The organism is Aminobacter sp. AP02, assembly GCF_003148805.1.
Classification (GTDB): Bacteria; Pseudomonadota; Alphaproteobacteria; order Rhizobiales; family Rhizobiaceae; genus Aminobacter.
Genome location: NZ_QGGX01000025.1, coordinates 31,498 through 53,437, shown reverse-complemented (window position 1 = coordinate 53,437; position 21,940 = coordinate 31,498). Strand labels below are relative to the sequence as shown.

24 protein-coding genes are annotated in these 21,940 nt (G+C 62.7%); 10 read left to right on the top strand and 14 right to left on the bottom strand.

Annotation, left to right across the window (positions count from 1 at the left end; genetic code table 11):
* Positions 1-2 precede the first annotated feature (2 nt).
* The 7 genes from C8K44_RS23945 to C8K44_RS23915 all read right to left on the bottom strand — a co-directional run bounded on the left by C8K44_RS23945 (position 3) and on the right by C8K44_RS23915 (position 8,122).
* Positions 3-2,552 (bottom strand): ATP-binding protein, encoded by a 2,550-nt coding sequence (locus C8K44_RS23945; RefSeq protein WP_109578284.1) that lies wholly within the window; start codon positions 2,550-2,552, stop codon positions 3-5.
* A 196-nt stretch (positions 2,553-2,748) separates the two neighbouring features.
* Positions 2,749-4,149, bottom strand: a complete 1,401-nt coding sequence (ahcY, locus tag C8K44_RS23940; protein WP_109578283.1) for an adenosylhomocysteinase — start codon at positions 4,147-4,149, stop codon at positions 2,749-2,751.
* Between the two features lie 153 nt (positions 4,150-4,302).
* Complete coding sequence (locus C8K44_RS23935) at positions 4,303-4,605, bottom strand: HPr family phosphocarrier protein (protein ID WP_109578282.1); 303 nt, start codon at positions 4,603-4,605, stop codon at positions 4,303-4,305.
* Positions 4,602-5,003, bottom strand: coding sequence for a PTS sugar transporter subunit IIA (locus C8K44_RS23930; protein WP_109578281.1), 402 nt, complete (start codon positions 5,001-5,003; stop codon positions 4,602-4,604). The genes C8K44_RS23935 and C8K44_RS23930 overlap by 4 nt, the downstream gene beginning before the upstream one ends.
* A gap of 163 nt (positions 5,004-5,166) precedes the next feature.
* Positions 5,167-5,613 carry a RuvB-like domain-containing protein gene (locus C8K44_RS23925; protein ID WP_109578280.1) on the bottom strand — a complete coding sequence of 149 codons (447 nt, stop codon included), beginning with the start codon at positions 5,611-5,613 and terminating at the stop codon, positions 5,167-5,169.
* A gap of 3 nt (positions 5,614-5,616) precedes the next feature.
* Positions 5,617-7,398, bottom strand: coding sequence for a sensor histidine kinase (locus C8K44_RS23920; RefSeq protein ID WP_109578279.1), 1,782 nt, complete (start codon positions 7,396-7,398; stop codon positions 5,617-5,619).
* Between the two features lie 22 nt (positions 7,399-7,420).
* The gene (locus C8K44_RS23915; RefSeq protein WP_109578295.1) at positions 7,421-8,122 is read right to left on the bottom strand and encodes a response regulator transcription factor; all 702 of its coding nucleotides are present in this window, start codon (positions 8,120-8,122) and stop codon (positions 7,421-7,423) included.
* A 361-nt stretch (positions 8,123-8,483) separates the two neighbouring features.
* Here C8K44_RS23915 and C8K44_RS23910 point away from each other — a divergent pair, with 361 nt between their 5' ends.
* The 4 genes from C8K44_RS23910 to C8K44_RS23895 all read left to right on the top strand — a co-directional run bounded on the left by C8K44_RS23910 (position 8,484) and on the right by C8K44_RS23895 (position 11,922).
* On the top strand, positions 8,484-10,094 hold the full coding sequence (locus tag C8K44_RS23910) for a phosphoenolpyruvate carboxykinase (RefSeq protein WP_109578278.1): 1,611 nt from the start codon (positions 8,484-8,486) through the stop codon (positions 10,092-10,094).
* A gap of 84 nt (positions 10,095-10,178) precedes the next feature.
* Entirely contained in the window at positions 10,179-10,616 is a 438-nt protein-coding gene (gene arfB, locus C8K44_RS23905; RefSeq protein WP_109578277.1) for an alternative ribosome rescue aminoacyl-tRNA hydrolase ArfB, read from the top strand.
* A 71-nt stretch (positions 10,617-10,687) separates the two neighbouring features.
* Positions 10,688-11,203, top strand: a complete 516-nt coding sequence (gene lysM, locus C8K44_RS23900; protein WP_109578276.1) for a peptidoglycan-binding protein LysM — start codon at positions 10,688-10,690, stop codon at positions 11,201-11,203.
* A 98-nt stretch (positions 11,204-11,301) separates the two neighbouring features.
* Positions 11,302-11,922 carry an alpha-ketoglutarate-dependent dioxygenase AlkB gene (locus C8K44_RS23895; protein WP_109578275.1) on the top strand — a complete coding sequence of 207 codons (621 nt, stop codon included), beginning with the start codon at positions 11,302-11,304 and terminating at the stop codon, positions 11,920-11,922.
* Between the two features lie 15 nt (positions 11,923-11,937).
* Here the strand turns inward: C8K44_RS23895 and coaA are convergent, their stop codons facing one another.
* The 7 genes from coaA to hisB are packed head-to-tail and all read right to left on the bottom strand — an operon-like array spanning position 11,938 to position 16,549.
* On the bottom strand, positions 11,938-12,900 hold the full coding sequence (gene coaA, locus C8K44_RS23890; RefSeq protein WP_109578274.1) for a type I pantothenate kinase: 963 nt from the start codon (positions 12,898-12,900) through the stop codon (positions 11,938-11,940).
* A 30-nt stretch (positions 12,901-12,930) separates the two neighbouring features.
* Positions 12,931-13,257, bottom strand: coding sequence for a phosphoribosyl-ATP diphosphatase (locus C8K44_RS23885; protein ID WP_109578273.1), 327 nt, complete (start codon positions 13,255-13,257; stop codon positions 12,931-12,933).
* 15 nt (positions 13,258-13,272) lie between these two features.
* Positions 13,273-14,058, bottom strand: a complete 786-nt coding sequence (gene hisF, locus C8K44_RS23880; RefSeq protein ID WP_109578272.1) for an imidazole glycerol phosphate synthase subunit HisF — start codon at positions 14,056-14,058, stop codon at positions 13,273-13,275.
* Complete coding sequence (gene hisA, locus C8K44_RS23875; protein ID WP_109578271.1) at positions 14,055-14,819, bottom strand: 1-(5-phosphoribosyl)-5-[(5-phosphoribosylamino)methylideneamino]imidazole-4-carboxamide isomerase; 765 nt, start codon at positions 14,817-14,819, stop codon at positions 14,055-14,057. The genes hisF and hisA overlap by 4 nt, the downstream gene beginning before the upstream one ends.
* The gene (gene hisH / locus C8K44_RS23870; RefSeq protein WP_109578270.1) at positions 14,816-15,466 is read right to left on the bottom strand and encodes an imidazole glycerol phosphate synthase subunit HisH; all 651 of its coding nucleotides are present in this window, start codon (positions 15,464-15,466) and stop codon (positions 14,816-14,818) included. Before hisH ends, hisA begins: the two co-directional genes overlap by 4 nt.
* Position 15,467: 1 nt before the next feature.
* The gene (locus C8K44_RS23865; RefSeq protein ID WP_109578269.1) at positions 15,468-15,947 is read right to left on the bottom strand and encodes a DUF2628 domain-containing protein; all 480 of its coding nucleotides are present in this window, start codon (positions 15,945-15,947) and stop codon (positions 15,468-15,470) included.
* 2 nt (positions 15,948-15,949) lie between these two features.
* A complete protein-coding gene (hisB, locus tag C8K44_RS23860; RefSeq protein WP_109578268.1) occupies positions 15,950-16,549 on the bottom strand; it encodes an imidazoleglycerol-phosphate dehydratase HisB in 600 nt (199 codons plus the stop codon).
* Between the two features lie 191 nt (positions 16,550-16,740).
* Between hisB and hslV the strand changes: the two genes are divergently transcribed.
* The 6 genes from hslV to C8K44_RS23830 all read left to right on the top strand — a co-directional run bounded on the left by hslV (position 16,741) and on the right by C8K44_RS23830 (position 21,925).
* Complete coding sequence (hslV, locus tag C8K44_RS23855) at positions 16,741-17,289, top strand: ATP-dependent protease subunit HslV (protein WP_109578294.1); 549 nt, start codon at positions 16,741-16,743, stop codon at positions 17,287-17,289.
* On the top strand, positions 17,279-17,800 hold the full coding sequence (locus C8K44_RS23850) for a GNAT family N-acetyltransferase (protein WP_109578267.1): 522 nt from the start codon (positions 17,279-17,281) through the stop codon (positions 17,798-17,800). Before hslV ends, C8K44_RS23850 begins: the two co-directional genes overlap by 11 nt.
* A complete protein-coding gene (locus C8K44_RS23845) occupies positions 17,797-18,396 on the top strand; it encodes a DUF2585 domain-containing protein (RefSeq protein ID WP_109578266.1) in 600 nt (199 codons plus the stop codon). Before C8K44_RS23850 ends, C8K44_RS23845 begins: the two co-directional genes overlap by 4 nt.
* Positions 18,396-19,466, top strand: a complete 1,071-nt coding sequence (locus C8K44_RS23840; protein WP_245417607.1) for a hypothetical protein — start codon at positions 18,396-18,398, stop codon at positions 19,464-19,466. The genes C8K44_RS23845 and C8K44_RS23840 overlap by 1 nt, the downstream gene beginning before the upstream one ends.
* 29 nt (positions 19,467-19,495) lie before the next feature.
* Positions 19,496-20,803 (top strand): ATP-dependent protease ATPase subunit HslU, encoded by a 1,308-nt coding sequence (hslU, locus tag C8K44_RS23835; protein ID WP_109578265.1) that lies wholly within the window; start codon positions 19,496-19,498, stop codon positions 20,801-20,803.
* Positions 20,804-20,965: 162 nt separating this feature from the next.
* Entirely contained in the window at positions 20,966-21,925 is a 960-nt protein-coding gene (locus C8K44_RS23830) for a DUF1402 family protein (RefSeq protein WP_109578264.1), read from the top strand.
* Positions 21,926-21,940: the final 15 nt, after the last annotated feature.

The following is a 21,940-nucleotide window of genomic DNA, read 5'->3' as shown; positions in this document are numbered from 1 at the left end:
TGCTACTCCGCCGCGACGCGGACGCCGGCGGGCACGTCTGGGAACAGGCAGACGACAGTGGTGCCGAGGTCCTTGCCGCTGTCGATGCGGACCGAGCCGCCATGCAGTTCGACGAAGCTCTTGACGATCGACAGGCCGAGGCCGGCACCGCGCTTGCGGCCGCCATTGACGCGGGATTCAAAGCGCTGGAACATCGTGTCGAGCACTTCCGGCGGCATGCCGGGACCGTCGTCATGAATCGAGAACTCGACGCCCTCGGCACGCTGGCGACAGGCGAGCGTGATGGTGCTCGCGGCGGGCGCGTAATTCACGGCATTGCTGAGCAGATTGTAGAGGATCTGGCGCACGCGCGTTTCGTCGCCATTGAAGCTCTTGGGCGCGCTTCTGGTGTCGATGGCAAGCTTGATCGAATGCTCTTCCAGCCGGTCGGCGACGAGGTCGGCTGCGGCCTCGATGGAGCGATCGACATGCACCTCGGCGATCTCGAGCTGCATGATGCCGGCATCGACGGTGGCGAGGTCGAGGATGTCGTTGACGATGGTCAAAAGCACGCCCGACGACGAGCCAATATGCTCGACATATTCGCGCTGGCGCTGCGACAGCGGCCCGGTGCCGGGCAGCGACAGCAGCTCGGTGAAGCCGATGATATTGGTGAGCGGCGAACGCAGCTCGTAGGAAACGTGCTGGACGAACTCGTTCTTGATCTGGTCGGCGCGTTGCAGCGCCTCGTTTTTGTCCTTCAGTGCGCGCTCGACATTGACGCTGTCGGTGACGTCGACAAAGGTCAGCATCACCTGGCCGTTGGGCAGGTGGATGACGGCGTGCTGAAGCACCGAACCGTTCCTGAGTTCGGTCTGGCCGTGGCGATCGCTGCGCTCGTCGAAGCCGGTGACGGCAGCGACGAAATCACCCCAAGGGCTATTTTCGGCGCGCGTGTCGCATTCGGCGCGAATGGCCGAGATATGCGTGCTCTGGCGAAGCGCATCAGGCGAGACGCCCCAGAGCTGGCCGAAGGCCGGATTGAACAGGCGGATACGGCCGTCGGGACCAAAAACGACCACGCCTTCGGCGAGATTATCGAGCGTTTCGCCCTGCACGCGCACCGCTGTTGTGTAGCGGCTTTCGAGATCGATCTTCTCGGTCAGGTTCTCAAACACCCAGGTCACGCCGCCCTTGGGCTGCGGGTTGGCGACGACGCGGATGGTGCGGCCATCGGGTAGATGCCACAGATGCTCCTGCGGATCGACGGTGCGATAGGCGGAAAGAAGGTTCTCCTTCCAGCGGCGCCATTCCGGCTGCTCCGGCAGCTTGCGTTCGCTGCGCAGCCGGTCGAGCAGCAGCGCATTGTCGGGCGCGCTCGAGATGTAACCGGCGTCGAGGTCCCAGAGCTTCTGGAAGGCATTGTTGTAGAAGCGCAGCTTCTGGTTGGCGTCGAAGGTGGCAACAGCGGTCGCGACCTGATCGAGCGTGTCAGCGTGGCTGCGCACGACCTGGCTGTATTCCTCGCGGATGGCTTCGGCAGCGCTCATGTCGGCAGCGATGCCGGCCGAGCCTTCCTTGCCAACGACGTCCGTCACGGCGAACATCTTGCGGTCACCGTCGATGACTGTCGACAGCGTCTGCTGGAACACAGGCCGCGAGATGTGCTGCTGGGCGATTGCTTCGCGGGACTGGGTACCCAGAAACTCCTTGCCGTCTCGGATGGCTGCGGCGGAATCCACTGCTTCGACGGCTCTGGCAAAAGCCTTGTTGACCCATTTCAGACGTCCATCGGCGTCGCGCATCCAAAACGGCATGTCGACTGCGTCGATCAGGGCGACCAGCGTTTCGAATTCCGAGCTGAGGCGCTGGTTGTCGAGTTTCAGCCGCGCCTGGCCACGCTGTGCCTCGGAAATCGAAATGAACCGGACGATGACATGGGCGCCGCTCTTGCGTCCCTGGACTTCAAGAGCTGCGCCAGCATGGGTCTCGGCGATCAATTCGAAAGCGGTGCCCTTGTCGCGCAGGGCAGCGATGGCGTTTTCGAGTGCTGCCGCCGAACGCGGCATCAGCCAGCGGCCAAAGCCGAGAAAGGCTGCGCGTTCGTCCGGCGCTCCGGTATCGATCGGCAGCGAACCTACCAGTTCAGGCTTCTTGTTTTCGCTGGCCCAGACAATGACGCGCTGGTCGCGCAGATTGAGCAGGGCTTCGGAACGTTGCAACGAAGCGTTGAGGTCGGCAACGCGTCCGCGAAGCTCGGCATTCTCCGCGCCGGTACGCGCTTTTTCGCGGATCAGCGCGACGGCAGAGATCAAGGCAGCGCCCATGACGCCGACGAACGTGGCGATCTGGATGACATCGGCGGTGCCGACGGGCAGGCCGGCGACGGCTGCCTGCTGGGCATGAGCAAATCCGAACGGCGTGCAAAGAGCGGTGGCACCGAGCAGGGCCACGGCGGCGCCGCTGCCGAGCCGGCGCACGGTCTGCCATCTGCCGCTCGAAGGGGCCATCTGCGAATCCTGGTGGCCGCCGGAAACGGCCTGTCCCGCTAGAAGCGGGTATTCCCCCGGCATGTCTTGTTCCTCTCCGCCGCCTGAATGCAAGACCGCCCTGATGCGCCCCAAAATTCCCGCCGAGAACGGGCGCGTGGCGAATCACGCCACAATAGCCGCTGGGCGAATCGCCGTGAAGAAGGCGTTTGCGCAAAAAGAGAAGCCGGGCGAAAGTCAATCGCCCGGCTTCAACATCTTGTATGTTTATGCGCTATGGTTAATAGCGGTAGTGTTCCGGCTTGAACGGGCCTTTCGGCGTGACGCCGATATAGGAGGCCTGTTCGTCGCTCAGCGTGGTGAGCTTGGCGCCGAGCTTGTCGAGATGCAGACGCGCGACCTTCTCGTCGAGGTGCTTGGGCAGCACATAGACTTCGTTCTTGTACTGGCCCGGCTTGGTCCAGAGCTCGATCTGCGCCAGCGTCTGGTTGGTGAAGGACGCCGACATGACGAAGCTCGGATGGCCGGTTGCGTTGCCGAGATTGAGCAGACGGCCTTCCGACAACAGGATCATGCGCTTGCCACCCGGGAAGGTGATCATGTCGACCTGCGGCTTGACGTTGGTCCACTTCAGGTTGCGCAGTGCCGCGACCTGGATCTCGTTGTCGAAGTGGCCGATGTTGCCGACGATGACCATGTCCTTCATCAGGCGCATGTGGTCGAGGGTGATGACGTCCTTGTTACCGGTCGTGGTGATGACGATGTCGGCGGTCGGCGCGGCATCCTCAAGCGTGACGACTTCAAAGCCGTCCATCGCCGCCTGAAGCGCGCAGATAGGATCGACTTCGGTGACCTTGACGCGGGCGCCAGCACCCTGGAGCGAGGCTGCCGAGCCCTTGCCGACGTCGCCGTAACCGCAGACGACGGCGACCTTGCCGGCCATCATGACGTCGGTGCCGCGGCGGATGCCGTCGACCAGCGATTCCTTGCAGCCATACTTGTTGTCGAACTTCGACTTGGTAACGCTGTCGTTGACGTTGATCGCCGGGAAGGGCAGCAGGCCCTTCTTCTGCAGCTGGTAGAGACGGTTGACGCCAGTCGTGGTCTCTTCGGTGACGCCACGGATAGCGGCCTTGTGCTTGGCAAAGAAGCCCGGCGTCTCAGCCATGCGCTTCTTGATCTGGGCAAACAGGATTTCTTCTTCTTCGCTGCCCGGGTTGGACAGAACGTCCTCGCCAGCCTCGGCGCGGGCGCCGATCAGGATGTACATGGTGGCGTCGCCGCCATCGTCGAGGATCATGTTGGTGGCGCCGCCATCGGTCCACTGGAAGATCTGGTCGGTGTACTGCCAGTATTCCTCAAGCGTCTCGCCCTTGACGGCGAAGACCGGAATGCCGGCGTCGGCGATGGCAGCCGCCGCGTGATCCTGGGTCGAGAAGATGTTGCACGAGGCCCAGCGGATATCGGCGCCGAGTTCCTTCAGTGTCTCGATCAGCACCGCCGTCTGGATTGTCATGTGCAGCGAGCCGGAGATACGTGCGCCCTTGAGCGGCTTTTTCTCGCCGAACTCCTCGCGGCAGGCCATCAGGCCCGGCATTTCAGTTTCGGCGATCTCGATTTCCTTGCGACCCCAGCCGGCGAGCGAAATGTCGGCGACCAGATAATCCTTGCTACCCGTCATGGCTTGCTCCGATTCCTGTTACTGCGCGCCGGCGCGGGAGGCCTGATGAGGGCGCGCGAAAGAGCGGCCTGACTACCAGATCAGGCAGCAATCGTAAATGGGACATAAAGAAATCTTTATTCGTGCATATCGCTCGGACCTGATACCTGGCGATCAGCACTCCTCGCCGAAGCGCGCGGCGACCAGTGCCGCGAGCGCTTCCATCGCCTCATTGGCTTCGGGGCCGCTGGCGGTAACCCGAATGGTGCAGCCGGGGCTTGCGGCCAGCATCATCAGGCCCATGATCGAGGTGCCGCCTACGGAAATGCCGTCCTTCTCGACGCTGACCGAGGCCTGGAACTCGCCAGCGATCTGCACAAACTTGGCCGAGGCGCGCGCATGCAGGCCACGCTGGTTGACGATGGCGAGGTCGCGGACGACGTGGCCCTCTTCGGGCGAGAAGGGCATACCGCTCATTTGCCGCTCAGCACCTGGCTTGCCACATTGATGTATTTACGTCCCGCCGCCTGTGCCTCGTCGAGAGCGCCCGCCATGTTGTCGGCCTTGCGCACGCTGGTCAGCTTGATCAGCATCGGCAGGTTCATGCCGGCGATGACCTCGACTCGCCCCGCTTCCATCACCGAAATGGCAAGGTTTGAGGGCGTACCGCCGAACATGTCGGTCAAAACGACCACGCCCGTGCCAGTGTCGGCGCGCTCGACAGCATTGATGATGTCGCTGCGGCGCTGCGCCATGTCATCATCGGCACCGATCGAAACGGTCTCGAAATTCTCCTGCGGTCCGACGACGTGTTCCACCGCGTGGCGGAACTCTTCAGCCAGTTGACCGTGCGTTACAAGCACGAGTCCGATCATTCTGTCATGGCTCCCGTCATGGCACTTTCACAGCCGCGCAGTATTTTTGCCGCCTTCGCGGAGGGCGGGAGCGCTATCTTGTCGAGGCGGAGGGCGTTTACAAGCCCCAATTTTCGGCACGACATGCCATTTTGACGCAATGCAGCAAGAATAACGGGCAACCTCAAGTGAACAGCCCGATGCCGAGCAGGGCAAGTATGGCGGGCACAGCCGCGCCTGTTTCTCGCTCTGCGAGCATGACCTTGGGGACGCTGCAACCCAAGAGAAGTTCGCTCGTGGCCTCGGGCAATCGCTCCGTCTCGGCGGCCGGAACAAGCCTGACCAGCAGGTCGACCGCGGCAGCCGGCTCATACGCGACAGGGACGGGGCCGAGCCCGCGAACTTCGGCGAGGCCGGCGATCGTTGGCGGTGCGTGGCACACAAGCCTGCTCCGGTGCGCCGAAAGAAAGACCTGGTCGTCGGCGACCAGCCGGGCGAAACGACCCGAGCTGCGAAGTTTCTCGACCAGTGCCAAAGCCAGCGCGGTCTTGCCGGACCCCGACGGGCCCGACACCAGCACACCGCGATCGCCAAGCACGACCGCTGTGGCATGCATGTTGGTTGGCTGCACGGATCAGTTTTCCGCCGGGAAGGCGACAACAAAGCGGGCGCCCTTGATCTCGCCCGGCTTGGTGCCGGCGATGTTTTCGGCCGTCAGCGTGCCACCATGGGCTTCAACGATCTGTCGGCTGATCGACAAGCCAAGACCCGAATTCTGACCGAAGGCCTCGCCGGCCGGTCGGTCGGTGTAGAAGCGCTCGAAGATTCGGTCGATGTTTTCCGCTCGGATACCCGGACCGTTGTCTTCGACGGTGACGACATTGAACTTGCTGACCCGCGCCAGCGAAATGGCGACATGGCCATGTTCGTCCGGCACGAAGGAACGGGCGTTCTCGATCAGGTTGGTGATGACCTGGCCGATGCGCAGATCGTGGCCGGCAACATTGTAGTTCCTCACCCCGGCCGGCAGCTTGGCGACATTGAACGCGATCTCGACCGGCTTCTTGTGGCGGCTGGTCTCGCGCGACACCGAAACCAGGTCGCCGATGAACTTCTTGAGGTCGACCTTGCCGGCATCCTCGCGCGCCAGTTCGGCGTCGAGGCGGGATGCGTCGGAGATGTCGGTGATCAACCGGTCGAGGCGACGGACGTCGTGCTGGATGATCTCCATCAGGCGCTCGCGCGAGCTTTCATTCTTGGCCAGCGGCAACGTCTCGACCGCGCTGCGCAGCGAGGTCAGCGGGTTCTTGAGTTCATGCGAGACATCCGCGGCGAAACTCTCGATCGCCTCGATGCGCGCATAAAGCGCGTTGGTCATGTCGCGTATGGCGACCGACAGATTGCCGATCTCGTCCTGGCGGTCGGAGAAATCGGGAATCTCCTCGCGGCTCTTGCCGCCGCGCCGGACCCGATTTGCTGCCGCGGAAAGACGGCGCAGCGGGTTGGCGATGGTGGAAGCGAGCAGCATCGACAAGATGGCCGTCACCAGCGCCGCCACGCCGAACACGCGCAGGATGGCCTTTTGTTCGGCGGCAACGATCTTGTCGATGTCGCCGCCTTCGGTCGACAGCATGAGCACGCCGAGGACCGCGCGGAAACGCTGGATCGGGATCGCGACGGAAACGATCTGCTCGCCCTGCTCGCTGACCCTGACGATGGTTGCCGGGCTGCCAGTCAACGCCTGCATAACTTCGGGGAAGGCAGCGCCATTGCCGCCTGGCTGTTCCTTGTAGACCGGCAGCGCGCTGTCACGAAAAAAGCCGAAAACAAACTTCTGCGCCCGTTCCAAGAAGGTCGGCTGCTCTTCCTCGACAGGGGGGAGGTCGTAGCGAAGGATCTGGCCGCGCGAGTAGAGGTGGCGGGAATCGAGCAATGGGTTGGCGTCGCGATCGTAAATCCGGGCACGGGTCTGGGTCGGCGAGATCAGCCGCCGCAACAGCGGCGCGACGCGCTCCGGATTGATCGGAAAGTCGAGGCTGTCGAGCTGGTCCGAACTGGGTCCCAAGGTTTCTCCCGCCTGCAGCTCGAGAAGCTTCTCGGGATCGATGCTGATCGAGTCGGTCTCGACCGTCGCCGAAGAGGCGATGGCGCCAGCGATGATCTCGCCCTGCGTCATCAGGCTTTCGACGCGAGCGCCGATCAGGCCGTCGCGGAAGGTGTTGAGGTAGAGGATGCCGCCGACGAGAACCGCCAGTCCGGCTAGGTTGAGAAACAGGATGCGGCGGGTGAGGCTCGAAAAGAAGTAGTGGCCGAGAAACCGGCTTAGCCGGATCCTCGCCCGGTCGAGAAACAGCAGGCGTCCGCGCGTCCGCTTTGAGGCGGCCGCCGGTTTGCTGATCTCTGCTTCCATCGCCATGTGATCTCAGCCCCCGCCGATATCACGCTTCGCGGAATCTGTAGCCGACACCATAGAGCGTTTCGATCATCTCGAAGTCGTCATCGACGGCCTTGAACTTCTTGCGCAGCCGCTTGATGTGGCTGTCGATGGTACGGTCATCGACATAGACCTGCTCATCATAAGCCGAATCCATCAATGCGTCGCGGCTTTTGACGACGCCGGGGCGCTGCGCCAGCGAGTGCAGGATCAGGAATTCGGTGACGGTGAGCACGACCGGCTCGCCCTTCCAGGTGCAGGTGTGGCGTTCCTGGTCCATCACCAGCTGGCCACGTTCGAGCGAACGCGCCTGCTGGGTCGGCGCCTTGGTCGCTGCCTCACGCGCACTTGCCCGCCGCAGCACCGCACGCACGCGTTCGACCAGCAAGCGCTGCGAGAATGGTTTGCGGATGAAGTCGTCCGCGCCCATCTTGAGACCGAACAGTTCGTCGATCTCGTCATCCTTGGATGTCAGGAAGATCACGGGAAGGTCGGTCTTCTGGCGCAGCCTGCGCAACAGCTCCATACCGTCCATGCGCGGCATCTTGATGTCGAGGATAGCAAGGTTCGGCGGACGCGCGGCCAGGCCTTCGAGTGCCGAAGCACCGTCGGTGTAGGTCTCGACGCGGTAGCCCTCGGACTCGAGCGCGATCGAGACCGATGTCAAAATATTGCGGTCGTCATCGACAAGCGCGATCGTTGCCATTTCCAGTGGCTCCCTCATGAGCGGGGTGTCCCTTCCTGCTTTCGAGCAGGGCTTCTGCAGGACAAATTAGGTACAAAATGTGGCATACCCTCCGATCGCCAGGAGCGCAACCGCCACTACCGGTGCCCTTGCTATATGGGGTGCCGGAGCGGAACCTCGAACAAAAAACCTTCCCCCTGCTTGGTCGATGTTCGGCTCTCTCTCCCCTTTTAAACGATTTAGATAGATTTCAAAATTTTTAAATCGATTAATGATTTGAAATCGCTCGTCTTTTCTGTTTCTGGCTGGCTTCAGTCCCTCGGGACAGCGGCGTCCGGCCCGCAGACCGGACATTGGCGTCAAATCGAACGAGGGTTCCCGAATGTCGGAAATCGGTAAGCGCAATCCCAACTGCGGGATTGAAACGGCAGGGCTCAAAACCTCAGGCACCGTCCGTTACAACTTTCGCCCGGCACTGCTCGTCGAAGAGGCGATCCGCCGCGGCGAGGCCCAGCTGACCGCACATGGCGCGCTCGTCGCCGACACCGGCCAGTACACCGGCCGCTCGCCCAAGGACAAATTCGTCGTGCGCGACGAAAACACCGAGGCACAGGTCTGGTGGGACAACAATAACGCGATGACGAGGGCGCAGTTCGACGCCCTGCACGCCGACTTCCTGGCCCATGCGGCCGACAAGGACCTGTTCGTCCAGGACCTGATCGGCGGCGCCGACCGCTCGCTGTGCCTACCGACGCGCGTCGTCACCGAATATGCCTGGCATTCGATGTTCATTCGCAACCTGCTGATCCGTCCCGACGAGGCGGAGCTTGCGGGCTTCGTGCCGAAGATGACGATCATCGACCTGCCGTCGTTCCGCGCCGACAAGGCTCGGCATGGCGGCCGCAGCGAAACGCTGATCGCCGTCGACCTGACGCGCATGATCGTTCTGATCGGCGGCACCCAATATGCCGGCGAAATGAAAAAGTCGGTGTTCACCGCGCTCAATTACATCCTGCCGGCGGGCGGCGTAATGCCGATGCACTGCTCGGCCAATGAAGGCCCCGACGGCGACGCCGCCGTGTTCTTCGGTCTTTCGGGCACCGGCAAGACGACTCTGTCGGCCGATCCCACGCGCACGCTGATCGGCGACGACGAGCATGGCTGGGGCCCGGATGGCATCTTCAACTTCGAAGGCGGCTGCTACGCCAAGACCATTCGCCTGTCGGAAGAAGCCGAGCCGGAAATCTTCGCAACGACGCAGCGCTTCGGCACCGTGCTCGAAAACGTCGTTCTGGACGAAAACCGCGTTCCCGACTTCAACGACGGATCGCGCACGGAAAACACCCGCTGCGCCTATCCGCTCGACTTCATTCCGAATGCCAGCGCCACTGGCCAGGCCAGCCACCCCAAGAACATCATCATGCTGACGGCGGACGCCTTCGGCGTGATGCCGCCGATCGCCAAGCTGACCCCGGCGCAGGCGATGTACCACTTCTTATCTGGTTACACCGCCAAGGTTGCCGGCACCGAACGCGGCGTGACTGAGCCGGAAGCTACCTTTTCGACCTGCTTCGGCGCACCCTTCATGCCGCGCCACCCGTCCGAATACGGTAATCTGCTGCGCCAGTTGATCGCCGATCACGGCGTCGACTGCTGGCTGGTCAACACCGGCTGGACCGGCGGCGCCTACGGCGTTGGCTCGCGCATGCCGATCAAGGCGACGCGCGCGCTTTTGTCGGCAGCCCTCGATGGCTCGCTGAATTCGGTCGAGTTCCGCACCGACGCCAATTTCGGCTTTGCCGTGCCGGTTTCGGTTCCCGGCGTCGACGCCAAGATCCTCGATCCGCGCTCGACCTGGGCAGATGTTGCCGCCTATGACCGCCAGGCCAAGAAGCTCGTGTCGATGTTCATCGACAATTTCGGCAAGTTCGAAGGCCATGTCGATGCTGCCGTCCGCGGTGCTGCCCCGTATGCGCGGCAAGCAGCCGAGTAATCGGCGCTAAGTTAGGAACCTCAGTCGGGCCCGGCCAAAAGCCGGGCCTTTTCTTTTTGGCCCCGCCACGGCATGACTTGGCGCATGAGCGCCGACGACAAGATCATCATAGCCAACGACGTGGTCATCCACCCCGATGACATCGAGGAGAACTTCATCCGCTCCTCAGGCCCGGGTGGCCAGAACGTCAACAAGGTGGCGACGGCGGTACAACTGCGCTTCGATGCATTGAATGCGCCCGGCCTCCCGGATCGAGTGCGCGAACGCACCATCAAGCTAGCTGGCCAGCGCGCCACCAAGGACGGCGTCATCGTCATCGAGGCCGGGCGCTACCGCACCCAGGAGCAAAACCGGGCCGACGCAAGGGCAAGGCTCACGGCACTTGTCGCCAAGGCGGCCGAACCGCCGCCGCCGCCGCGCAAGAAGACCAGGCCCACGAAAGGCTCGGTCGAACGGCGCCTCAAGTCCAAGTCGGGGCGTTCGACAGTCAAGAAGCTGCGCGGCAGGGTCGACGGCGAATAGATCAAAGCTGCTTCCAATTTGGATTTGCAGGTGCCAAGCTCGGATGATTGTCACAGCAAGGGAGACCACGAATGGGCATGTTCGATTTCGTGAAAAATGTCGGCAAGAAGCTTGGTTTCGGCGATGACGAAGCGCCGAGTGCCGACACGCTGAAGAAGGAACTCGACTCGCACAAGCTCGGCACCGACAACGTCCAGGTCGTGGTCAAGGGCGACACGGCTGTTCTAACCGGCGTGGTCAAGGACCAGTCGATATTCGAAAAGGCCGTCATCGCGGTGGGCAACACGCTGGGCGTTTCCAAGGTCCAGGCCGACGAACTCAAGGTCGTGGCGCCGGATTCCGGCCTCAAGCTCGACGGCAAGGTCGACATGACCGAACTGGTCAAGGCCGCGACCCCGGCCAAGGCTCCGGTGTTCTACACGGTCAAGAAGGGCGACAACCTGTCGAAAATCGCCGAAGCACAGTACGGCAAGGGCAAGGCATCGAAGTACACGGTCATCTTCGAGGCCAACAAACTGATGCTGACGCACCCCGACAAGATCTATCCCGGCCAGGTGCTGCGCATCCCCGACATCGCAACCGCCTGACCCAAAATTTCACCTCGATGCGGAACGGCGGCTTTCGGGTCGCCGTTTTGCATTTCAGCTGGCATTCTGGACGACCAGATCAGGCGAGGTAGGTAGCCGTGCTCGTATTGCCCAAAGGCGTTCGCCATATGCCCGGCTTTCTCTCGCGGGAAGTGCAGGAGGGCCTGGTCGAAACCATACGCGAGGTGGTGAAAGCGGCACCGCTTTATACGCCGGCCATGCCGAAAACCGGCAAGGAAATGAGCGTGCGCATGACCAATTGCGGCTCGCTCGGCTGGGTCACCGACAAGGAGCGCGGATATCGCTACCAGCCCGAGCATCCCGTGACGGGCGAACCATGGCCGCCGATCCCCAAAGCGCTTCTGGCGCTATGGCGCGAGGTTGCCGGCTATCCGCATCCGCCTGAAGCCTGCCTGGTCAACTTCTACACCGACGCCGCCAAGATGGGCCTTCACCAGGACCGCGACGAACGCGAGTTCGCCGCACCGGTGGTATCGGTGTCGCTGGGCGATGCCTGCCTGTTCCGCGTCGGCGGAACCAGGCGCGACGACCGGACCGTTTCATTCAGGCTGGAAAGCGGCGATGTCGTGGTACTGGGCGGGGAAGGGCGACTTGCCTTCCACGGCGTCGGCCGCATCTATCCGATGACTTCGGGGCTCTTGAAGCAGGGCGGGCGGATCAACCTGACGCTGAGGCGCGTGACGGAACCGGCGGCGTGACCGCCGGGCGCAGCCTCAGAGCTTGCGGATCGCCACTTCCTCGACCAGATGGCCGGCGCCCTTCTTGAGGATCAGGTCGGCGCGCGGACGCGTGGGAAGAATGTTCTCGCGCAGGTTCTTGAGATTGATGTTGGCCCAAAGCCCCTCGGCGATGGCGCGCGCGGCGTCTTCCGACAGCTGCGAGTAGCGATGGAAGAATGATTGCGGGTTGCGGAAGGCGGTCTCGCGCAGCCGCATGAAGCGATCGATGTACCACTCGTGGATCAGCTGTTCCTCGGCATCGATATAGATCGAGAAGTCGAAGAAGTCGGACACGAAGGGCACGAACTTGCCGTCCTTGGGCAATTCGCGCGGCTGCAGCACGTTGATGCCCTCGAAGATCAGGATGTCCGGCCGGTCGACCGTGACGAATTCGCCGGGCATGACGTCATAGGTCAGGTGCGAATAAACGGGTGCCCGCACATTTGGCTGGCCCGACTTGATGCCCGAGAGAAAGCGCAACAGGGCGCCGACATCGTAGCTGTCGGGGAAACCCTTGCGCTCCATCAGGTTGTCGCGCCGCAAAACATCGTTTGGGTAGAGGAAGCCGTCTGTGGTGACCAGGTCGACCTTCGGGCTCGACGGCCAACGCGTGAGCAGTTCCTGAAGAATACGCGCGGTGGTGGACTTGCCGACCGCGACCGAGCCGGCCATGCCGATGATAAAAGGTGTCTTGGTGCCTTTCTTCTCGGAATTGAAAAAGCGCTGGCGCTGGCGGAAGAGCTGCTGGCTGGTCTCGACATGGGCCGACAGGAGACGCGACAGCGACAGATAGATTCGCCTGACTTCCTCAAGGTCGATCGGCTCGTACATCGAACTCAACCGGCTGACCTCGTCCTTGGTCAGGGTCATCGACATATCCGCGCCGAAGCCGGCCCAGTGCTCGGCCGAGAAGAACCAGTATGGAGAATATTTCTCCGCCGGCGCGAGCTGATCCATCGAACCTCCCCTGCGGGACCTGACCAGCGGTCAGCCCTCGTTCTTCCGCGAGGCCTTTTCGGCAATTCCGGATTGCGACGTGCGGCGCTCGAGTTCAGCCATCACATCCGCCATCGGAATGCCGGCAATGGCCAGCACGACGAGCCAATGATAAAGGAGATCGGCACTTTCCGAAACGAGGGCGCTGTCGTCACCCTTGACTGCGGCTATGACGGTTTCGACCGCCTCTTCGCCGAGCTTCTTGGCCGCCCGCTCCATTCCGCTCTGGTAGAGCTTCGCCGTCCATGAATTGGCGTCGCCCGAACGCGCGCGCTCGGAAACAATCTTCTCAAGATCGGAAAGGGAGAATGCGCTCATCATTGCCTCGGCAGGTCAGCCAATGGGATCGAGCCGCATCGGCAAGCCCGCTTTTGCCATGTGGGCCTTGGCCTCGGCAATGGTGTAGGTGCCAAAATGGAAGATCGAGGCGGCAAGCACCGCGGTCGCGTGGCCCTCGCGGATACCATCGACCATGTGGTCGAGATTGCCGACGCCGCCCGAAGCGATGACCGGCGCGCGTACAGCGTCCGCTACAGCGCGGGTGAGCGCGATGTCGTAACCGATCTTGGTCCCGTCGCGGTCCATCGAGGTGAGCAGGATTTCGCCGGCGCCGAGGTCGACGACCTTGCGGGCGAATTCGACGGCGTCGATGCCGGTACGCTCGCGCCCCCCGTGGGTGAAGATTTCCCAGCGGTCGGCCTCGTTGGCTGCCGAAACCTTCTTGGCGTCGATGGCAACGACGATGCACTGGTTGCCGAACTTGTCGGCCGCCTCGGCAACGAAGGAGGGGTTCTTCACCGCCGCCGTGTTGATCGAAACCTTGTCGGCACCTGCCAGGAGCAGCTTGCGGATGTCGGCAACCTGACGCAGGCCGCCGCCGACGGTCAGCGGCATGAAGCACTGTTCGGCCGTGCGGGCGATGACGTCGAAGATGGTCTCGCGATTGTCCGACGAGGCGGTGATGTCAAGGAAACAGAGTTCGTCCGCACCGGCGGCGTCATAAGCCTTGGCCGCCTCGACCGGATCGCCGGCGTCGATCAGGTCGACGAATTGGACGCCCTTGACGACGCGGCCGTCCTTGACGTCGAGACAGGGAATCACGCGGGCTTTGAGGGTCATGTCCGTTCCTCGAACAGGCCGGGCTCTGGTTTCAACTCGCGGCGCAGGATCGCGAGCGCCTGAGTTGGATCGATGCGACCGTCATAGAGCGCGCGGCCGGAGATGGCACCTTCGAGCTTCTTGGCGTCAGGCATCGTCATGCGCACGATATCGGCAAGCGAGGCAAGGCCGCCCGAGGCGATGACGGGGATCGATACGGCTTCGGCGAGATCGATGGTCGAATCCCAGTTGATGCCGGCCAGTACGCCGTCACGGTCGATGTCGGTGTAGATGATCGCGGCAACGCCTGCGCCCTCGAACTTCTTCGCCAGCTCGATGACGCCGAGGCTGGAGGCCTCGGCCCAGCCTTCGACGGCAACCTTGCCGCCCTTGGCGTCGATTCCGACGGCGACCTTGCCGGGGAATTTTTTGCAGGCTTGCCTGACCAGTTCCGGATCGCGCACAGCGACCGTGCCCAAGATGACGCGGGCGAGGCCCTTGGAAAGCCAGCTCTCGATATGGTCGAGCGTGCGGATACCGCCGCCGAGCTGCACCGGGTTCCTTGTCACCTTGAGGATCGCCTCGACGGCTGCGCCATTGACGCTCTCGCCGGCGAAGGCGCCGTTGAGGTCGACCACATGCAGCCACTCAAAGCCCTGGTCCTCGAAGGCTTTCGCCTGAGCGCCGGGGTCGTCATTGTAGACGGTTGCCTGATCCATGTCGCCGAGCTTGAGGCGCACGCACTGGCCGTCCTTGAGGTCGATGGCCGGAAAAAGGATCATGGCTTCCACCTCAGGAAATTGGCGATGAGGGCCAGGCCCAGCGCCTGGCTCTTTTCGGGATGAAACTGCGTGCCGACAAGGTTGTCGCGCGAAACCGCAGCGGTGACCTGGCCGCCATAGTCGGCGGTCGCCAGCACCTGCTTCTCGTTTGTCGCGTCGAGATGGTAGGAATGCACGAAATAGGCGTGCAGGCCCGTGGGGCCGGTGGCGATGCCATCGAACACCGGATGGGCATGTTTCACGTGAATCGTGTTCCAGCCGATCTGCGGAATCTTGAGCGACGGGTCGGAGGGCGTGATCTCCTTGACGTCGCCCGCAATCCAGCCAAAGCCTTGCGTGACGGTCTTTTCGAGCCCGTGCTCCGACATCAGCTGCATGCCGACGCAGATCCCGAGGAAGGGATGCGCCCTGCGGATGGCGACTTCCTCGACCGCCTCCCACATGCCGTCAACGGCGCGCAGGCCACGCGCGCAATCGGCATAGGCACCGACGCCGGGCAGCACGATGCGGTCGGCTGTGAGCACGCGGTTCGCATCGGCGGTGAGATCGATCTCGGCCGTTATGCCGGCTTCCCGAGCGGCTCGCTCGAAGGCCTTGGTCGCCGAGCGCAGATTGCCCGAGCCGTAGTCAATGATGGCAACACGCATGTCAGTGTCTTCCGGGATAGTGCAGCAGGCCGAGCGCTCCGCCAGCAGGTTGAGGCCGGGGCGTGGCAGGGGAGGCGATGGCGACCGCCGCCGGGGCCGGGGCGTCGTCAGTTTCACCGTTGAATAGGTAGCGCGTCTCGGCATCCTCAAGGTTATCAGCCTCGATCACCCCCCACTGGCGCCAGCCGGCACGGCGCAGGGCGGCGATACGCAAGGCACCGCCTTCGAGCCCGACGTAAAGCGAGATCAAGAGCGGCAGCAGCGGCGCGGCGAAAGTCAGTCCGGCAGCCTCGCTTGCGACGGCGAGCGCCATGGTGACGGCAAGCGTGACTGCGGCTTCGAGCCAGAGCCGGTGCCACAACAGCCAAAGCAGCGGCACGATGAAACCCAGGACATAAAAGCCGTCGCGGATGAAGACGGCAGCTTCCGAAGCGTTTTTTCCCGCTGAGGCGGGCGGCTCCATGACGACATGGATGGCCATGGCTATCCCTTCAGGCTGCCCTTGGTCGAGGGTACTGCGTCAGGCTGGCGCGGGTCGCTTTCAAGGGCCATGCGCAGCGCGCGCGCAACGGCCTTGAAGCAGGTTTCGGCGATATGATGGTTGTTGGCGCCGTAATGGTTGGTGACATGCAAGGTGATGCCGGCGTTCTGGGCCAAGGCCTGGAAGAATTCGCGCACCAGCTCGGTGTCGAAGGTGCCGATCTTGGGTGCTGAGAAATTCACGTTCCAGACCAGGAACGGGCGGCCCGACACATCGATCGCCGCACGTGTCAGCGTCTCGTCCATGGCAAGGTCGATCGAGGCGTAGCGCATGATGCCACGACGCTCGCCGAGCGCCTTGGACAACGCCTGGCCAATGGCGATCCCGCAATCTTCGACGGTGTGGTGGTCGTCGATGTGCAGATCGCCCTTGGCCTCGACCTTCATATCGATCAGCGAATGCCTGGAGAGCTGGTCGAGCATATGGTCGAAGAAGCCGACGCCGGTCGACATTTCCGAACGGCCGGTGCCGTCGACATGGACCGAGACGGTGATCTCGGTTTCCTTGGTCTTGCGGCTGACTTCGGCGGAACGGGGGGCCATTGGCGGATCCTTGTCCTTAAAAACGTCAGCCTAATAACAGCATGAACGCCCCATTGCCAATCGCCGCTAAAGGGCATTTCGTCATAGCCGCCGAGGATTTGCATTCCTTGCGCCGCGTCATACATAAGATCGAACTTCCACTCGTAACGCGCAAGCTGCCGCAAAGGGGCCGCGCGCCATCGGAGCAACATATGTCCAGTGAACAGAGCATGCACGCCACGACCATCGTGACCGTGCGCAAGGGCAACAAGGTGGTCATCGCCGGCGACGGCCAGGTCAGCCTCGGCCAGACCATCATGAAGGGCAATGCCCGCAAGGTCCGCCGCCTCGGCAAGGGCAATGTCATCGCCGGTTTCGCCGGCGCCACCGCCGACGCCTTCACCCTTCTCGAACGCCTCGAGGCCAAGCTCGAACAGTATCCCGACCAGCTGACGCGCGCCTGCGTCGAGCTCGCCAAGGACTGGCGCACCGACCGCTATTTGCGCCGCCTCGAAGCGATGATGCTGGTCGCCGACAAGAATGTTTCGCTGGCGCTGACCGGCACCGGCGACGTGCTGGAGCCGGAATTCGGCGTCATGGCCATCGGCTCGGGCGGCAACTACGCGCTGGCCGCGGCCCGCGCCCTGATGGACACCGACAAGGACGCCGAAGAGATCGCCCGCAAGGCGATGCAGATCGCGGCCGACATTTGCGTCTACACCAACCACAGCTTCGTGATCGAAACGCTCGATGCCGATTGAGGCAACCGCGCGCTACGACTTCCGTCCGGTGACCAGGGCCGACCTGCCGATGATCAGGGTATGGTTGGCCCAGCCGCATGTCTCCGAATGGTGGGGCCGTCCAGAAGACGAGATCGCCGCGATCGAGGAGCATATCGACAGCATCTCGGTCGAGCCGCTGATCGTCGAGCTGAACGGCAAGCCCATCGGCTACCTCCAGAGCTACGACCCCCACATGGAGGACGATCACCCCTACCAGGACCAGCCATTCGGCACGCTCGGCATCGACTTGTCGATCGGCGTGCCGGATCTGATCGGCAAGGGTCATGGTTCGGCGATCATCCGGCAGTTCGTCGAAGAGCTGTTCGAAGAAGGCGTGCCGCGGGTGATCATAGATCCGAACCCCGCCAACAAACGCGCCATCCGCGCCTACGAAAAGGCTGGCTTCGTGGCCTTCGATACGCGAACGTCGATCTATGGTCCCGCGCTGATGATGGCGCGCGATGCCGAAGAGGGGGATTTCGACGAATGATGCTTGCGCAGGGGGAGGAGACAGCCCGGCAACGCGAGAAGCTGGGCTGGTGGCTGCTGGCCGCGGCCGTGCTGATCGCAGGGCAGGCCGTGGCTCTTTACTGGATGGGCCACCCGGCAATCTGCAAATGCGGCTACGTCAAGCTGTGGCATGGCGTGGTGATGAGCTCGGAGAACTCCCAGCACATCTCCGACTGGTACACCTTCTCGCACATCATCCACGGTTTCCTTTTTTACGCGCTGCTCACCTGGCTCGCGCCCAAAAGCTCGCTCGGCTTCCGCCTGGCCGTCGCCATCGGCATCGAAGTGGCGTGGGAATTGGTCGAAAACAGCGACTTCATCATCAACCGTTACCGCGAGGGCACCATTTCCCTCGACTATTACGGCGACAGCGTCGTGAATTCGGTGTTCGACACGCTGGCCATGGTGCTGGGTTTTTTCATGGCCGCGCGGCTTCCGGTGTGGAGTGTCGTTGCCTTGGCCCTCATCTTCGAAATCGGCGTCGGCCACGTCATCCGTGACAACCTGACGCTCAACGTCATCATGCTGGTTTATCCGCTCGATACGATCAAGCATTGGCAGGCAGGGATCCTGTAGTGACCAAGTCTTCGACGCCGCCTGACATGCTGGCCATTTCACCCGAGGCGCTGGGCGCCGCCGTTGCAAGCGGACTTGTGAGCGCCGACCAGGCGCAAGGCTTGCGCGATCTGGAAAGCGCCAGGACGCCCGCCTTCGACGGGGAACCGCATGACGACGAGAGGTTTCGTTTCATCAGCGGTTTCAGCGACATCTTCGTAACGATCGGCCTCGGGCTGTTTTTGAGCGCGCTTGGCTATTTCTCCGGCGACATGGTCGGCAACGCCGGCATGTTCGCCGTCATCGCCGTAGCAAGCTGGCTTCTGGCCGAGTACTTCACCCGCAAGCAGCGCATGGCGCTGCCCAGCATCGTGCTGTTGCTGGTCTATGCGGGAGCAGTCTTTTCGGCGGTAGCGGAAGCCTTCAACCCCAGCCAGAGCTTCGGCATGGGCCTGGGTAACCACGGAGGCTTGCCGATTGTCGTCGCCGGTCTGGTAACCGCCGGGGCAACCGTGTTGCACTACCGACGATTCCGCGTGCCCGTAACGATCGCAGCCGGCGTTGCGGCCCTTGTCGCCTCTGCGGTGGGGCTCCTTTTCATGGCCGCGCCGGATTTCGCCGCCCAGGCGGCCAAGCCTCTGCTGCTGGCCTGCGGCCTTGCCGTATTCACGCTTGCCATGCGTTTCGACCTGAGCGATCCGCAGCGCCAGACCCGGCGCACCGACATCGCATTTTGGCTGCACATGCTGGCGGCACCGCTGATCGTGCATCCGCTTGTCAGCGGCCTCGTCGGCGAGGGCGGTTCCGAAACGGTCTCGGCCTGGAGCATCCTGGCGATCTTCGTCGGGCTGGCCTTCGTTGCCCTTGTGGTCGACAGGCGGGCCATTTTGGTCTCGGGCCTGTCTTATGCCGGCTTCGCCTTCGGTGCGCTGGTCGTCAAGGCAGGCCTTTCGGACAGCGTCGTGCCGCTCACCATGCTGGTGCTCGGCGCTCTTGTGCTGCTGCTCAGCGCCGGCTGGCATACGCTACGCCGGGGCCTTGTACCGCTGGTGCCCGGTGCCCTTGCGCGCCGGCTTCCAGCCCATACATAAGCCACAACCGAGTATTCAAGAGTATCGCTATGTCCACATTCTCTCCCCGTGAGATCGTTTCCGAACTCGACCGCTTCATCATCGGCCAGAAGGACGCCAAGCGCGCCGTGGCCATCGCCCTGCGCAACCGCTGGCGCCGCCAGCAGCTGGAAGGCCAGATGCGCGAAGAGGTCATGCCCAAGAACATCCTGATGATCGGACCCACCGGCGTCGGCAAGACCGAGATTTCGCGTCGACTGGCCAAGCTCGCCGGCGCGCCCTTCGTCAAGGTCGAGGCGACCAAGTTCACCGAGGTCGGCTATGTCGGCCGCGACGTCGAGCAGATCATCCGCGACCTGGTGGAAATCGCCATTGGCCTGGTGCGCGAAAAGATGCGCGAAGACGTCAAGGCGCGCGCCCATGTCAATGCCGAGGAGCGCGTGCTTGAGGCTCTCGTCGGGAAGACGGCAAGCCCGGCGACGCGTGACTCGTTCCGCAAGAAGCTGCGCGACGGCGAGCTCGACGACAAGGAAATCGAGGTCGATGTCGCCGATACCGGCAACGGCGGCATGCCCGGCTTCGACATCCCCGGCATGCCCGGCGGCAATATCGGCGTGCTCAACATCAACGACATGCTGCAGAAGGCGATGGGCGGCCAGCGCACCAAGACGCGCAAGACCACCGTCAAGGAATCCTACGCGCTGCTGATCGGCGACGAGTCCGACAAGCTGCTCGATCAGGACGAGGTCGTGCGGCGGGCGCTAGAGGTGACCGAAAACGAAGGCATCGTCTTCCTCGACGAGATCGACAAGATCGCGCGTGGCGACGTCCATGGCGGTCCCTCGCGTGAAGGCGTCCAGCGTGACCTGCTGCCGCTTGTAGAAGGCACGACGGTTGCAACCAAATACGGGCCGGTGAAGACCGATCATATCCTGTTCATCGCTTCCGGTGCCTTCCACGTCTCCAAGCCTTCCGACCTCCTGCCGGAGTTGCAGGGCCGCCTCCCGATCCGTGTCGAACTGCGGGCACTGGAGAAGGATGACTTCCGCCGCATCCTGACGGAGACGGAAGCCAGCCTGATCAAGCAGTATATCGCGCTCATGGCGACCGAAGGCGTCAACCTCGAATTCACCGACAACGCCATCGATGCGCTTGCTGGCATAGCTGTCGACCTCAACGCCAGCGTCGAGAATATCGGCGCACGGCGTCTGCAGACGGTGATGGAGCGTGTGCTCGACGAGATTTCCTACGATGCGCCCGATCGCAACGGCACGACTGTCAAGATCGATGCCGACTATGTCGAAAAGCACGTCGGCGATCTCTCCAGGAACACAGATTTGTCGCGTTTTATCCTTTAAAGCGCGGTTCCGGCGCGGGTTACGGCCCGCGCCGGCAGCCAGCGACATGTGGCCGAATGGAACCATCTGACCACCTTTCGCGACCGCCGGGCGATATCGCCCTCGACTAAGCCGGGTGCTTTTTCTAGTTTGCCCCCGGTAACGCTTGGGCAACATCAGCATATGAAACGCGTATTTCTCTCGGCAATTCTTCTGGCGACGGCCCTTGGCTTTACCCATGCATCGGCCACGACCATGGTCGCGGCCGGCAATGTCCACGCCGAACAGCCCGACGTGCCCGGTGCTTCGTCCAAGCGCACCAAGGCAGGCAGGACCACTTTCGACGCCAAGTACCGCAAGGTCTACGCGCTGCTGAAAAGCGACGCCGAGCTGCGCGGCAAGATCAAGACGGTCGCGCGCGCCTATGACATCGAACCGATCCACATCGTCGGCGCCATCGTTGGCGAGCACACCTACAATGTCGATGCCTACGACCGGCTGCAGACCTACTACGTCAAGGCAGTATCCTACCTCACCAGCAATCTGCGCTTTGCCTACAATGGCGAAGACATTACCGACTTCATCAAGCGCCCGGAATTCGCCGAATGCGCCGGGAAATCGGACAGCTACGACCTTTGGGAATGCCGCGAAACGGTTTGGAACAACAGTTTCCGCGGCACCACAGTCGGTGGCGCCAGTTTTCCCAATGACCGCTTCAGCGCTACCTTCTTCCAGCCGTTTTATGCCGGCCAGACCTTTGGCATCGGTCAGCTCAATCCGCTGACCGCGCTGCAGATGAGCGATCTCGTCCACAAGGTCTCGCGGCTGCCCAGGCTCGATGCCGGCGATCCGAACGACGTCTACAAGACCATCATGGATCCCGACCTGACGCTGCCTTACGTCGCAGCGACCATCAAGACCTCCATCGAGGCCTACAAAAGCATTGCCGGCTTCGATATTTCAGGCAATCCAGGGCTTACCGCCACGCTCTACAATGTCGGCAGTCCCGAGGCGCGCGCCCATGCGCTCAAGGCCGAAAACGAAAGGCGCGCCGCCGCCGGCGAGCCAGCCAAGCAACCGGAGGAGAATTATTACGGCTGGCTGGTCAACGACAAGCTGGCCGAGCTCGAGGCGCTGTTTTAGATTTGAGCATGATCT